We start from the raw sequence: 13,454 nt of genomic DNA, 5'->3' as shown, positions 1-13,454 counted from the left end.
CGCCTCGGTCGTGTCCATTCCCACCCGAAAGGAATGGCATCCGCATGTCTGCATCTCGCATGCATGCGAGCCTGCGCCGTTTCGGCGGTCGAGCAGCGATCATCGTTGCAACGACCGTCGGGTTCGTCGGCGCCTCGCTCGCACTCTCTCCCGCAGCTCTCGCCGCCGGCGGCCAGATCGGCACCGTGACGGTGACCGCCCCGGGCGCGGCCCACCAGGGCGACACCATCACGGTCAGCATCCCCGTCGACGGCTCGACCGACCTGTACGCGTACGACCTCGAACTGCGCTACGACCCGGCCCTCCTCGACCTCGACGAGGCTTCGGCGGCGTTCCCGACCGGCGGGCACAGCTCGGTGGCCGGCGGCGCCGGAACCGTCCATCTGACCGACACCCGCCTGGGAACGTCACCCGGGCTCAGCGGCGCGCAGAACCTCGTCAGCGTCTCGTTCACGGTGCTCGGCGGCGGAGCGACCTCGGTGAAGCTCGCGAGCGCGACGTTCGTCGACTCGATGGGTGGGTCCACCTCCCTCCCCCGGCCCGCGGTGAGCGACATCGCGCTCACCGCATCTCCCGTGGTCGAGCCGTCCCCCTCATCGGCTGCCCCCACAGGCAGCGTAGGGAGTGCCTCGCCTGCACCTTCGGTCTCCGCCGCCGCCGTCGAGACCGACTCCGACCCGCTCGCAGTGACCGGTTCGAGCTTCGTCGCGCCGCTCATCGCCGGCGCGATCGCCGTCGCCCTTCTGGCGCTCGGCACCGTCCTCATCATCCGTCGCCGTCGGGAGGCCCTCCGATGACCCGCTCGCCCCAGTTCCGCCGCCGCCTTCGCACCGCGGTCGCCATCACCGGCGTCAGCGCCCTGTGCATGGCTGGCGCACCCGCTGCTTTCGCGGACACGTCGACCGCCACTTCGTCGGCACCGCTGCTCGCCCCGTACTACACGGAGCTCGACCTCACCGGCGACGGTCAGGTCACCACCGCCGATCTGGACATCGCGTCGGCGTCTTTGGGACTCCGATCGACGGATGCCGGTTGGAGCGCCGTCTCGGCCATCGACCTGGACCATGACGGCAAGATCACCGTCATCGACCTCGCGGGTCTGTCCCGCCGGATGATCTACGACGACGGCCCGTTCAACATCGTCGAGGCATCCACCGTCGACATGCAGGCAGCCATGAACGCCGGAGTCACCACGTCGGTGAAGCTGACGCAGGCGTACATCGACCGCATTGCGGCATACGATCGCACCACCCCGGCCGGTGCGACCCGTCCGCTCAACTCGATCATCACCGTCAGCGACGCAGCTCTCACAGCCGCCGCCGCAGCCGACGTCGAGCGCGCCGCACACGGTATGACGAGCATGCTGCTCGGCGTGCCTGTTGCACTGAAGGACAACTACGACACGACCGACATGGTCACCACCGGCGGCTGCGGCTGCTGGAACGCGAACCAGACCTCGACCGACGCGTTCATGGTGAAGGGGCTCCGCGCCGCGGGAGCGGTCATCCTCGCGAAGGCCTCGCTCGACGAGTTCGCGTACGGGTTCGCCTCGGAGTTCTCCGCTTTCCAGACCCCCGGTTCGTCCCTCCTCGTGGCCTCTCCGTACGACACGTCGAAGAGCGCCGGAGGCTCGTCCGGCGGCACGGGCGCCGCGATCGCCGCGAACCTCGCCGGGGTCGGCTTCGGTACCGACACCGGCGGCTCGATCCGGGTGCCCTCGTCGTACAACCAGCTCGTGGGCATCCGCCCGACCGTCGGCCTCACCAGCCGCGACGGGATCATCCCTCTCGCGCTCTCGCAGGACACCGGCGGCCCCATCGCGCGCTCGGTGCTCGACGCGGCCGTCGCCCTCGACGCCGTCGTCGGCGCCGACCCGGCCGACCCCGTGACGGCACGCCAAGCGGGGCTCGTGCCCGAGTCCTACACGTCGGACCTCTCCGGCACGGCGCTCCAGGGAGCACGCATCGGCTACATTTCCTCGATGATCGGCACGAACTCGGCCACGGCGGGTCTGTTCGACCAGGCGAAGGCCACGCTCGCCGCGCGCGGAGCGACCGTCGTCGAGCTCTCCGCACCGGCGGGTTTCAGCAACGTCCTCGGTGAGGGTTCCGGGTCGACCAACGAGTTCCTGCACGATCTCAACGGCTACATCGCGACGCACCTGTCACCGGCCGTCGAGCAGCGCAGCCTGCAGCAGATCATCGACGGCGGCTATTTCGTGCCGAGCCGGAAGAGCACGTACGTGCAGCGCAACGCGGTCACCGACGCCACCTACCAGAGTTGGGCGGGACCGGAGGGATCGCACACGCGGCAGCTCGCCGCCGGCAAGGCACTCGTCACGAAACTCATGGACGACAACGACCTCGATGCGATCATCTACCCGAGCACCAACGCCTACGGAACCATCGGCACCAACATGCGCCTCAGCCCCAACACGGGCATGCCGGCCGTGACCCTGCCGATGGGATCGACCGGAGCAGGCCAGGGCGGCTCACAGGTCGGTGTCAACCTCGAGTGGCTCGGACGCGATTTCCACGAGGCGCCGCTCCTCGGACTCGCGTACGACTTCGAGCAGGCGACGCACTACCGCACCTCTCCCACGCTCTACCCCGCGCTCACCGACTGAACCGTCGGAGCCTCGCGACCGGGCCCGGCATCCTTCCTCCGAGGGGTGCCGGGCCCGGTCGGCCGTACGGGCGGCGACACCTGCCCACGGTTGGGAACCGGCACGCGCGGTGCGACACTCGACGTATGGCCCTGCACATCACCGACGACGCCGACGCCGACACCCTGCTCACCGAGAACCCGCTCGCCTTGCTGATCGGGATGCTGCTCGACCAGCAGATCGCGATGGAGACCGCGTTCACCGGGCCACTCAAGATCGAGCAGCGCACCGGCGCGATGGATGCCGCGACGCTCGCCGCGATCGATCCCGAGGACTTCGAGGCATCGTTCCGTCAGAGCCCGGCCGTGCATCGCTATCCGGGATCGATGGCGACGCGGGTACAGGCGCTCTGCCGCGCACTCGTCGAGGACTGGGGCGGCGATGCGGCGGAACTGTGGACGCGCGACGATCCGGACGGAGCGACCGTCCTGAAGCGCCTCAAAGCCCTGCCGGGATTCGGCGATCAGAAGGCCAGAATCTTCCTCGCCCTGCTCGGCAAGCAGTGCGGTTTCGACGGCGCGGGGTGGCGCGAGGCATCCGCCCCCTACGGCGAAGCAGGATCGTTCCGCTCGGTCGCCGACATCGTCTCGCCCGACTCGCTCGCGAAGGTGCGGGCGTTCAAGCAGGCCGCGAAAGCCGCCGCGAAGACCTCAGCCGGCAAGGCCTGACCGCTCGCCGTCTTCGCGGCGGCTTTGGCGCCGGATCCGGGGCATGTCCCACTAACTGCTGCTTCGAGGCATCCCGAGCAGCACTTTCTGGGACATGGCTCACCGAAAGTGGGACACGGCCTGCAGAAATCGGGACACGCTAGCCCTCACCGGGCACACCCCACCGAACTCGGGACATGGCGCGCCGAAAATGGGACACACCCCCCCCCGGCGAAAGCGGACCGGCTCAGGCGCCGCGCAGACGCTCCCCCAGGTACGCGACGAGGGCGTCGAGCCCGATGCGCTCCTGACCCATGGTGTCGCGGTCGCGCACCGTCACGGCGTTGTCGTCGAGCGAGTCGAAGTCGATCGTGACGCACAGCGGCGTGCCGATCTCGTCCTGACGGCGGTAGCGGCGGCCGATCGCGCCGGCGTCGTCGAAGTCGACGTTCCAGCCCTGGGCACGCAGCGAGTCGGCGACCTGGCGCGCCAGCGGCGACAGCCGCTCGTTGCGCGAGAGGGGCAGCACGGCGACCTTCACCGGCGCGAGGCGCGGGTCGAGCTTCAGCACGGTGCGGGTGTCGGTGCCGCCCTTGGCGTTGGGCACCTCCTCCTCGCGGTAGGCGTCGACGAGGAACGCCATCATCGAGCGCGTCAGACCGAACGAGGGCTCGATGACGAAGGGCACGTACTTCTCGCCGGATGCCTGGTCGAAGTAGGTCAGCGACTGGCCGGATGCCTCGATGTGCGAGTTCAGGTCGTAGTCGGTGCGGTTGGCGATGCCCATGAGCTCGCCCCACTCCTTGCCCGGGAAGCCGAAGCGGTACTCGACGTCGATCGTGCCGGCCGAGTAGTGCGCACGGTCCTCCTGCGGCACGTCGAACTGACGCATGTTGTCGGGGTCGATGCCGAGGTCGATGAACCAGTCCCAGCACGCGGCGACCCAGTGCTCGAACCATTCCTGCGCCTCGGCGGGCGGCGTGAAGAACTCGATCTCCATCTGCTCGAACTCGCGCGTGCGGAAGATGAAGTTGCCGGGCGTGATCTCGTTGCGGAATGCCTTGCCGACCTGGCCGATGCCGAACGGCGGCTTCTTGCGCGACGCGGTGAGGACGTTCGAGAAGTTCACGAAGATGCCCTGCGCGGTCTCGGGCCGCAGGAAGTACAGGCCCGACTCGTCGTCGACGACGCCGAGGTACGTCTTCACGAGGCCCGAGAAGTCCTTCGGCTCGGTGTACTGACCCTTCGTGCCGCAGTTCGGGCACGGCACGTCGGCCAGGCCGTTCTCGGCGGCGCGGCCCTTGCGGGCTTCGAAGTCTTCGATGAGCGTGTCGGCGCGGAACCGCTTGTGGCAGTGCAGGCACTCCACGAGCGGGTCGGAGAAGGTGGCGACGTGGCCGGATGCCTCCCACACGCGCTTGGGCAGGATGATCGACGAGTCCAGGCCGACCATGTCGCCGCGGCCGCGCACGAAGGTCTGCCACCACTGCCGGCGGATATTCTCCTTCAGCTCGGTGCCGAGGGGGCCGTAGTCCCACGCGGAGCGCGAACCGCCGTAGATCTCACCGGCCTGGAACACGAACCCGCGGTGACGGGCGAGGGCGATGACTTTGTCGAGGCGGGACTGCTCGGCCACAGGTGGCTCCAAATGGTCGTGCCGGAAAGGCGAAAGGATGCGGATGCCGCGTGAGGCGGCATCCGTCAAGTCTAGCCGCGCCCCATCGCGGGCTTTCGGCGCGCCGGTGATCGGCGGGTGTCGACGGGGGTGGGGGGCGCGGTGACTAACGTGGGGCGGGTGAGCTCACGCCGTCACGAGGCCCAGTACGTCATCGTTCCCGGACGCCACCACCTGCTGACGCGGTTCCAGGCGGACTACCTGCGGCGCCTTCTCGCCGGCGAGATCGCGGACCAGAACGGCGCATCGATCGCCGTCGCCCCCGACGCGGTCGTCGTCTGGGCCGTCACCAGCGCGAACCATGCCATGACCCGGCGGAACCCGTTCGCTGCACACCGGCGCGAAGCCGCGATCGAGATCCTGGCGCACGTCGAGCGGATCCCCTCCCTCGTGGTGCCCGTGGTCGACGTGGCCCCCACGCCGCGGTTCGCCGAGATCACGCTCAAGGAGATCGCGTACGCGACCGATGAGCGGGTCACGCCGTCGCCGGAGACCACCGTCGTCGCCACCTCGACCCCGCAGGTCGCCGAGATGTACCGCACCCTCGGGTATCGCATCGCTCCGATGGAGCACGGCCACCCCGACGCGCCCCGCACGCCCTGGCAGCTGCTCGACGAGCTGATGGCCGGGTCGGATGCCTGGCGCACCGACGCCCACCCCGCGAGCCTCGACATCGTCGACCGCTACGGGCTGGCCGAGCTGGCGCGGCGCATCGCGGCCGACCCCGTGATCGGCGACGAGCGGGGCCTCACGCAGACCCGCGACTACCGCACCTACAGCCGCGCGTTCGAGGATGCCGCGGAGCGCAAGTGGGCGCAGGCACGCCCCTGGGTCGTGCCCGGGCGGATCGCGGACCTCGGCTGCGCGACCGGCGCAATGCTGGAACTCGCCTCGCGCGAGCCGACGCTCGCCGAGTCGGACCTGATCGGCGTCGAGGTCGCTCCCGACCTGTTCGCGCAGTGCGAGCACAAGAAGTCGGAGGGCGCTTTCGCCAACCCCAACACGTTCTTCTACCGACGCAACATCCTCGCCGGCAGGCTCTTTCCCGATCGCACCATCGCGACGACGCTGAGCTTCGCCTTGACCCACGAGATCTATTCGTACGGTGACGGGATGCCCTCACTCGAGTCCTTCGCGCAGGCGATCGCCGACCACACGATGCCCGGCGGCGTGTGGATCAACTCGGACGTGTGCGGCCCGGCCGACCCCGACCGACTCGTGCGGCTGCATTTCTCAGGCGGCGATGTCACGACGCCGGCGCGCGAGCTGACCGGGTCGAACGACGAGATCGCGGCCTCGCTCGACGCCCTGCCGGTGGGCAGCCGGGTCGCGCAGTTCGCGCAGGACTTCACGGCGCTCAGCGGCGCCCCGTGGCAGTACGAGGTGCGCGACGAGCGGACGATCGAGCTGCGCCTGGGCGACGCGATGGAGTTCCTCGAGACCGTCTCGTACACGCACAACTGGCTGTCCGAGATGCACGAGAGGTTCTGCGCCCTGTCGTGGGCGGACTGGCGCGTGCTGGTCGCCTCGGTCGGACTCGAGATCGACGAGCGGTCCGGGCCGTGGCGCAACGACTGGCTCGTCGAGAATCGTTTCGCGCCCGCGGCATCCCTCACCGACCTCGACGACGAGCCGCTCGACTGGCCCGACACGCACCTGCTGCTGGTCGCCCGACGGCCCGCCTGAGGGGCGCGCCCAGTGCCGCAGAACCGGAGGGTGCCGCAGAACCGGAGGATGCGGCCAGATGCGGACGATTCTGGCCCTGGCATCCGATTCTGAGCGCAGTCTCCAATTCTGGTGACGCGCCGCGCGCCGAGCCGGCGCGCCGGCTCAGTGCCCGAGGCGGGTGAGCGGCGGCTGCAACTGGCCGACCGGCCCGGCGCGGAACAGCTGGGCGGGTCGCCCTCCCTCGCGCGAGAGCGTGCCGGTGGGTTCCACGAATCCGGGCGCCCCCGTGATCTTGCGGTGGAAGTTGCGGGGATCCACCGGCACACCCCACACCGCCTCGTAGACGGCGCGCAGCTGGGCGATCGTGAACTCGGGCGGGCAGAACGCCATCGCGAGGGCGGAGTACTCGAGCTTCGCACGGGCGCGCTCGACGGCATCCGCGAAAATCGCGACGTGGTCGAACGCCAGCGGCAGGGCGCCGCTCTCGACCGCGGCGACCGGCCACCACCGCGCCGACCGGGCGTCCGAGCCCGCGAAGGGCTCGGCGAGGTCGGGCGCGAGCGCGAGCCACGCGACACTCACGACGCGACCGCGAGGATCGCGGGCCGGGTGTCCGTAGGTGCGCACCTGCTCGAGGTGGATGCCTGCCGCCACCCCCGTCTCTTCGGCGAGTTCCCGGTACGCGGCCGCCTCGACATCCTCGTCCGCGAGCACGAACCCACCGGGCAACGCCCACGCGCGTGCAGCCGGCTCGATCCCGCGCTCGACGAGCAGCACGTGGAGAGCCCGATCCCGGATCGTCAGCACCACGAGGTCGGCGGCGACCGCGAACGAGAAGGGATCCACGGATTCAGACTACCTCAAATCGTCATCTTGACGATAAGCCGCTCACGGAGTTATCGTCAGAGTGACATCAAGAGAGAAAGAAGGATGCCATGGCCACCATCACCACCCGCCCGTTCCTCCGGCACCTGAGCGCCACGCCGACGATGCACGTGACGCACCTGCGCCGCGGGGCGCTGCGCCACGCCGGCGCCGGACAGGCCTTCTGGTTCCGCGCGCTCGACGCCGCAATCAGCGAGGTGCCCCTCGATGACCGCGAGTTGTCGGTCGTCGTGAACCTGCGCACCGCCGACCTGCAGCAGCTGTCCGCCCCGGCCACGGCGACGTACCGGATCGTCGACCCCGAGCTCGCCGCACGACGCATCGACTTCTCCATCGACCTGTCCACGGGCATCTGGGCCGAGCGGCCCCTCGACGCGATCGCCGCACCGCTGCACGGGGCGACGACCGCCGCGGTCGTGCACCTGCTGCAGCCGAAGACCCTCGACAGCGCGCTGCGCGCCGACCTCGCCGACCTCGGCGCAGCCGCGACCGCCATGCTCGCGACCGACACCCGCCTCACCGACCTCGGGATCGCGATCGTCGGTGTGCGGTTCTCTCTGCTGCGCGCCGAACCCGACGTCGAGCGCGCACTGCAGACCCCCGCCCGAGAGGCGATCCAGCAGGACGCCGACAAGGCGACGTTCGCCCGGCGCGCCGTCGCGGTCGAGCGCGAAGCGGCCATCGGCGAGAACGAGCTGTCCAACCAGGTCGAGCTGGCACGCCGGCAGGAGGAGCTGGTCACCGCACGCGGCCGCAACGCCCGCATCGAGGCCGAACAGGCCGCCGTCGCGGCACGGATCGCCGTCGATGCCGAAGCCGAGCGCACCCGCACGAACGCCCATGCCCGCGCCGATGCCGAACGGGCCCTCGGCGAGGCCGCCGGCGCCGCCGAACAGGCCCGCATGGCGGCACTCCAGAGCGTGCCCGTCGACGTGCTCACCGCTCTCGCCCTGCGTGAGCTGGCCGGCAACCTGCCCCGCATCGAGCACCTCACCGTCACGCCCGACCTGCTGACCGATCTCGTCGGCCGCCTGGGCGCCCGCGCCGGAGGTCGTTGAGATGTCCGCCCCCCGCGCGGTGATCGTGCACCGGGCGAGCGAGCTCACCGAACTGCTCGCCCGGCACGGCACCCGCGGTCAGGTGGCGTTCTTCCTCGACCAGCGTGGCCAGAGCCTGGCCGCCGTCGAGGAACGACACGAACGCACCCGCGCCGCGCTCGCCGACGTCGCCGCGGGCCTTCCCGTGGACTGGCGCCGGGCATCCGTCGAGCGCGGTGAGCTCGCCCGCTTCGTCTTCGAGCCCGACGACGTCATCCTCGTCGTCGGGCAGGACGGTCTCGTCGCCAACGCGGCGAAGTACCTCGGCGCGCAGCGCGTGATCGGCATCGACCCGCTGCCCGGCGTCAACGCGGGCGTGCTCGTGCCGCACACGCCCGCGGCCGGCGTCGCTCTCGCCGAGACCGCACAGGCCGGGGCGGCGCGTGTCTGCGAGCGCACGATGGTGCAGGTGCGCACCGACGACGGCCAGTCGCTCACGGCGCTGAACGAGGTGATGATCGGCCAGCCGGGGCATCAATCGGCGCGCTACACGCTGGATGTCGCGGCGCGGCGCGAGCGGCAGTCGTCCTCAGGCGTCATCGTCGGCACCGGAACCGGCGCGACCGGATGGTGCGCCTCGATCGCCCGCATCCAGTCCCCCGGGCTGCCCCTGCCCTCCCCCACCGACCGGTCGCTCGCCTGGTTCGTGCGCGAGCCCTGGCCCTCTCCGAGCACCGGAGCGGACCTGCTCGCGGGGCGTCTCGACGACGACGCGGCAGGCGGCGGACTCACGCTGCGCGTCGAGTCCGACCGCCTCGTCGCCTTCGGCGACGGCATGGAGGACGACCGCCTCACGCTCTCGTGGGGTCAGCGCGTGAGCGTCACCATCGCCGAGCGGACGCTGCGGACGGTCGAGGCCCCGCGCCCCACGCGGTGATCAGCTGACGATCGGGATCGACAGGGGGTAGGTGTACCACTGCCCCTGACTCGCCTTGACCGCAGCGATGATCGAGAAGACGACGTTGAAGACCCAGACGAGCGCCAGGATGAGCAGTCCGATGCCGATGATGGAGAGGATGCCGCCGACGGCCGACGCGATCAGCATCGTGATTTGGAAGTTGAGCGCCGTCGCGGTGTGCGCGCGCACGAACGGACCGCGGTCCTTCAGCACGAGGTACCCGATGAGCGACGGCAGGAAGTAGAAGACGCCGCCGATGTGGATAAGCGTCGCCCACATCTTCTCGTCGGCGGGGTTCATCGGCTGCGCGGCGGGGTAGGTCGCGGAGCCCTGCGGCGGGTACGGCGGCTGATTCGGGGGCGGAGTCGTCATGGCTCCAGCCTAGGGGCGAGGGGTCGGGGGGTCCCGGGGGATAACCGGAAGATGTCGACGGATGCCCCGGCGCAGCCGTCGGCACGCTGCCGGATATCCGCCACGCGAGGGAAGCGAGCGGCCCGCGACACCGGATACGGTCGAAGGACATCGACAAGGAAGTGGGTTCACTCCATGGACATCCTCGCCGCCGGCGGCACGCTCGTGATCGTCTCGATCGCCGTCGTCGCCGCCATCATCCTCCTGATCTTCCTGCTCATCATGGTGCGGGCCTGGTACAAGGTCGCCAAGGCCGACCAGGCGCTCGTGGTCGTCGGTAAGAACCAGAAGAGCGCCAGCGGCGAATCGTCGCGCATCTCGGTCATCACCGGGGGCGGAGCCCTCGTGAACCCGCTGACCCAGCGGGCCGAGATGATCTCGCTGCGTGCGCGGCAGATCAAGATGGAGCCGACCGCCCAGGCATCCAACGGCGTGACCGTCAACGTGTCGGGTGTCGCCCTCGTCAAGATCGGCTCGGATCCGGAGTTCGTCCGCCGCGCCGCCGAGCGGTTCCTCTCCCAGGATGGCGCGATCGAGCAGTTCACCACGGAGCAGCTTGAGGGCGCCCTGCGCGGCGTCGTCGCGACGCTGACGGTCGAGCAGCTCATGAAGGACCGGCAGAAGCTGTCGGACCAGATCGCCGAAGGCATCAAGAGCGACCTGCTCGCCCAGGGCCTCATCCTCGACTCGTTCCAGATCCAGGGCGTCACCGACAAGAACGGCTACATCGACGCGCTCGGCGCGACCGAGGTCGAGCGCGTCCGCCGCGAGGCCGAGGTCGCCCGCATCAACGCCGCTCGCGAAGTGCGCGCGCGTCAGATCGCGACCGACGAGGCGAACCTCGTCGAGCAGACCGCCTTCGACAAGAACTCCGCCGCCGCGGCCGCCGAGGTCGGACGGGCCCGTGCCGAGGCGGACCAGGCCGAGGCCCTGGCCCGTGCCGAGCGCGAGCAGGCGGTGCTGTTGCAGGGCGCCGAGAACAAGCAGGCCCAGCTCGACGCCGACATCAAGAAGGTCGCCGACGCGGACCTGTACCAGCGTCAGCGGGCGGCCGACGGAACCGCGTACGGCGAGGTCAAGGCCGCCGAGGCCCGTGCGCAGATCGCCGCGCAGGAGGCGGAGGCCACCAGGCTTCGCGCCCAGGCCGAGGCCGACGCGGTGCGCCTGGTCGGCGAGGCCCGGGCCGCGGCCATCGAGGCCGAGGCCGAGGCGCTCTCCAAGAATCAGGAGGCACTGCTCGCCCAGCGGGCCCTCGAGGCGCTCGTGCCGATGATGACCGAGTTCGCGCGCGGCTTCGACAAGGTCGGCTCGATCACGGTGCTCGGCGGCGAAGGGGCATCCAGCCACATGGCCGCGGAGTCCGCCTCGAGCATGCGGGCCAGCTTCGACGCGATCGAGGCAGCCACCGGGATCGACCTGCGTCAGGTCATCCAGGGTCAGGCGACCGGTCGCGGGATCGCACAGGGCATCCGCGAAGAGGATGCCGCGGCCAGCGCACGCAGGGCGAGCCGGGCGAGCACCACGACCGAACCCGGAGCGGATGCTGCCGCGGCTCCCGAGGCTGTCGCCGCCGAGTAACGACGCCGGTATCGGTTCGCCGGGCGCGGGGTCCGGCGAACCGATTCAGCGGGCTGCGGCGGTGAAGCCCGCCGTGGTCGGCGCATGGCCGAGCCTCGCGTGCAGTTGGCGCGCGGTGTCGGGCCAGCCCGACACCGCGACGCAGGCCACACCGAGTTCGAGCACCGGGTTGTCATTCCCTCCGGGCTGGAGCTGGTCGCCGAAGAACAGGATCTCGTCGAGCCGGCGCCCTGTCTGCTCGCACAGCCGCCCGATTCCATACGCCTTGTCCCGCCAGCGCCGCGTGACATCCAGCGAGGTCGACCCACCCGTGCGCACCTCGAGATCAGGCAGCCGGACGGCCACGGCATCGCGCAGCCGGCGCTTCCGGTCACCGGTCGGGTCCCAGTTCGCCTTCTCGTCGATCGGGGCGAGCTGCCCCAGCGCGGAGAAGGTGATCTGCGACTCGCGATCCTCGATCACCGCCCCCCAGGGAAGGGCCGGCCACAGGTCGAGGTCGCGAGCGACCTGCTCGATCACGGTGAACGCCCGCTCCCTCTCGTCCACCGACAGCCGTTCGACGTAGAGCCGGTCCCAGCCTCCCGCCGCGAACCGGTAGTACTGGGTTCCGCAGGTCGGCAGCACGTGCAGGCGCGCGGGCTCCCGCACACCGACCGCGGCCAAGGGCGCGATCAGCTGCGACTCGAACTGCGCGAAGCGACCGCCCGAAATCACCGCGACGTCCGTGCGGGCGACGAGCTCCGCGAGTAACTCGGCCATCTCCGGCGCCAACGGCGACTTCGACGGTGCAAGCGTGTCGTCGAGATCGAACGCGACGATGGCGGGAAGAGCGTTCACGCGTCGACGCGCGACAGCCGGGCGACGCCGATCGCCGAATCCGCCATCCCGTAGAACACGTAGTGAGCCCCCTCGATCTTCTCGATCGCCGTCGGGAACACGACGTTGGCCACCGTCCCCTCGGTCTCCTCCTCGGTCTCGGGGACCAGCATCGGCTGGCTCGACCGGGCGATCACCTTCGAGGGGTCCTCGGCGTCGAGAAGCAGGGCGCCGGCGACGTACTCGACGTTGTTCTGCGGCACGAACGCTCCGCCCACGACGGTTCCCGTGACGCCGTGGTGGAGGACGAGCCACCCTTCGTCGATGCGCAGCGGGGCGGGGCCTGCTCCGATCTTCAGGGCTTCCCACTCGAACTCGGGGCCCGCGACGAACCGGTGTCCGCCGGGGCGCACGAGCGCACGGATGTCCTCCACGACGTCCTCGGCGGGGATGTACGAGATCCAGACGCTGGCACGGTCGTCCGTCACTCCGGCCGGAAGGGGAGGCTGCTCCTCGGGGCGCACGAAGCTGAAGTCCCACATCGGTCGGTGCAGCAGGGCGTAACTCGGCACGCCGTCCGGGCCCGGTACGACCTCGGGGAAGAAGACGACGTCCTTGTTGGGGAACAGGTTGAGGTCGGTGTCCAGGGCATCCTCGTATGCGAACTGCAGGGGTCCGAGACGGGTCCAGTCCTGCCCGTCCTTCGAGATCGCGAGCGCCGGCTTCGGTCCGAGCGGCCCGAAGGCCACATAGGTCATGACGTGTGTGTCGAGCGACGGGATCCACGTGATGCGCGGGTCTTCCACGCCGCCGTGGCCCGTACCGCGCTCCCAGGCACGATCGGCCTCGAGCACGACACCGCGCCGCGTCACGCCGGTCGGCACACCGCCGGTCACCTCGACCTCGGCGATGCCGACGCGCGAGATGTTCCCCTCGGCGACCAGTCGCGGATAGAGGTGCAGGCGCCCGTCCGGGCCCCAGGCCGTGGCGGGATTGAGCACCCCCTCGGCCTCGCGCGGGTCGGAGGGGTCGGGGCGCATGATGACGCCGAGGCGCTCCAGGGTGTAGGGGATGGTCGGGGTCTGAGAAATGGTGTCGGTCACGCTGGGTTCTT

12 protein-coding genes are annotated in these 13,454 nt (G+C 70.3%); 7 read left to right on the top strand and 5 right to left on the bottom strand.

Features of this window, described 5'->3' with window-relative positions:
- Positions 1-44 precede the first annotated feature (44 nt).
- The 3 genes from JOE64_RS01950 (at position 45) to JOE64_RS01940 (ending at position 3,333) form a co-directional block, all read left to right on the top strand.
- Complete coding sequence (locus JOE64_RS01950) at positions 45-797, top strand: cohesin domain-containing protein (protein WP_204962669.1); 753 nt, start codon at positions 45-47, stop codon at positions 795-797.
- The gene (locus JOE64_RS01945; RefSeq protein ID WP_204962667.1) at positions 794-2,626 is read left to right on the top strand and encodes an amidase family protein; all 1,833 of its coding nucleotides are present in this window, start codon (positions 794-796) and stop codon (positions 2,624-2,626) included. Before JOE64_RS01950 ends, JOE64_RS01945 begins: the two co-directional genes overlap by 4 nt.
- 125 nt (positions 2,627-2,751) lie before the next feature.
- Entirely contained in the window at positions 2,752-3,333 is a 582-nt protein-coding gene (locus tag JOE64_RS01940) for an HhH-GPD-type base excision DNA repair protein (RefSeq protein ID WP_204962666.1), read from the top strand.
- Positions 3,334-3,559: 226 nt separating this feature from the next.
- On the opposite strand, the gene JOE64_RS01935 is transcribed toward JOE64_RS01940, so the two are convergent.
- Positions 3,560-4,948: a glycine--tRNA ligase gene (locus JOE64_RS01935; RefSeq protein ID WP_204962664.1), complete on the bottom strand. Its 1,389-nt coding sequence runs from the start codon at positions 4,946-4,948 to the stop codon at positions 3,560-3,562.
- Between the two features lie 159 nt (positions 4,949-5,107).
- Between JOE64_RS01935 and JOE64_RS01930 the strand changes: the two genes are divergently transcribed.
- The gene (locus JOE64_RS01930) at positions 5,108-6,673 is read left to right on the top strand and encodes a class I SAM-dependent methyltransferase (RefSeq protein ID WP_204962662.1); all 1,566 of its coding nucleotides are present in this window, start codon (positions 5,108-5,110) and stop codon (positions 6,671-6,673) included.
- A gap of 144 nt (positions 6,674-6,817) precedes the next feature.
- Here the strand turns inward: JOE64_RS01930 and JOE64_RS01925 are convergent, their stop codons facing one another.
- Positions 6,818-7,501, bottom strand: a complete 684-nt coding sequence (locus JOE64_RS01925) for an NUDIX hydrolase (RefSeq protein ID WP_204962660.1) — start codon at positions 7,499-7,501, stop codon at positions 6,818-6,820.
- A gap of 89 nt (positions 7,502-7,590) precedes the next feature.
- On the opposite strand from JOE64_RS01925, the gene JOE64_RS01920 reads away from it, so the two are divergent.
- Together JOE64_RS01920 and JOE64_RS01915 are read left to right on the top strand one after the other, a co-directional pair.
- Positions 7,591-8,598 (top strand): SPFH domain-containing protein, encoded by a 1,008-nt coding sequence (locus JOE64_RS01920; protein ID WP_204962658.1) that lies wholly within the window; start codon positions 7,591-7,593, stop codon positions 8,596-8,598.
- Position 8,599: 1 nt separating this feature from the next.
- Positions 8,600-9,514, top strand: a complete 915-nt coding sequence (locus JOE64_RS01915) for an NAD(+)/NADH kinase (protein ID WP_204962656.1) — start codon at positions 8,600-8,602, stop codon at positions 9,512-9,514.
- Here the strand turns inward: JOE64_RS01915 and JOE64_RS01910 are convergent, their stop codons facing one another.
- Positions 9,515-9,907 carry a DUF4870 domain-containing protein gene (locus tag JOE64_RS01910; protein WP_372432879.1) on the bottom strand — a complete coding sequence of 131 codons (393 nt, stop codon included), beginning with the start codon at positions 9,905-9,907 and terminating at the stop codon, positions 9,515-9,517.
- 174 nt (positions 9,908-10,081) lie between these two features.
- Here JOE64_RS01910 and JOE64_RS01905 point away from each other — a divergent pair, with 174 nt between their 5' ends.
- Positions 10,082-11,524 carry an SPFH domain-containing protein gene (locus tag JOE64_RS01905; protein ID WP_204962655.1) on the top strand — a complete coding sequence of 481 codons (1,443 nt, stop codon included), beginning with the start codon at positions 10,082-10,084 and terminating at the stop codon, positions 11,522-11,524.
- A 45-nt stretch (positions 11,525-11,569) separates the two neighbouring features.
- On the opposite strand, the gene JOE64_RS01900 is transcribed toward JOE64_RS01905, so the two are convergent.
- On the bottom strand, positions 11,570-12,361 hold the full coding sequence (locus tag JOE64_RS01900; RefSeq protein WP_204962654.1) for an HAD-IIB family hydrolase: 792 nt from the start codon (positions 12,359-12,361) through the stop codon (positions 11,570-11,572).
- Positions 12,358-13,443 (bottom strand): glycoside hydrolase family 130 protein, encoded by a 1,086-nt coding sequence (locus JOE64_RS01895; protein WP_443673341.1) that lies wholly within the window; start codon positions 13,441-13,443, stop codon positions 12,358-12,360. The genes JOE64_RS01900 and JOE64_RS01895 overlap by 4 nt, the downstream gene beginning before the upstream one ends.
- Positions 13,444-13,454: the final 11 nt, after the last annotated feature.

The sequence above is a fragment of the Microbacterium dextranolyticum genome (assembly GCF_016907295.1).
In the GTDB taxonomy this organism is placed as follows: Bacteria; Actinomycetota; Actinomycetes; order Actinomycetales; family Microbacteriaceae; genus Microbacterium; species Microbacterium dextranolyticum.
This window is presented reverse-complemented; position numbering and strand designations above follow the sequence as displayed.

Coding starts and splice junctions, on each gene's coding strand:
- JOE64_RS01920 (WP_204962658.1), top strand. CDS start 7,591: ATGGCCACCATCACCACCCGCCCGTTCCTCCGGCACCTGAGCGCCACG.
- JOE64_RS01905 (WP_204962655.1), top strand. CDS start 10,082: ATGGACATCCTCGCCGCCGGCGGCACGCTCGTGATCGTCTCGATCGCC.
- JOE64_RS01910 (WP_372432879.1), bottom strand. CDS start 9,907: ATGACGACTCCGCCCCCGAATCAGCCGCCGTACCCGCCGCAGGGCTCC.
- JOE64_RS01915 (WP_204962656.1), top strand. CDS start 8,600: ATGTCCGCCCCCCGCGCGGTGATCGTGCACCGGGCGAGCGAGCTCACC.
- JOE64_RS01950 (WP_204962669.1), top strand. CDS start 45: ATGTCTGCATCTCGCATGCATGCGAGCCTGCGCCGTTTCGGCGGTCGA.
- JOE64_RS01940 (WP_204962666.1), top strand. CDS start 2,752: ATGGCCCTGCACATCACCGACGACGCCGACGCCGACACCCTGCTCACC.
- JOE64_RS01945 (WP_204962667.1), top strand. CDS start 794: ATGACCCGCTCGCCCCAGTTCCGCCGCCGCCTTCGCACCGCGGTCGCC.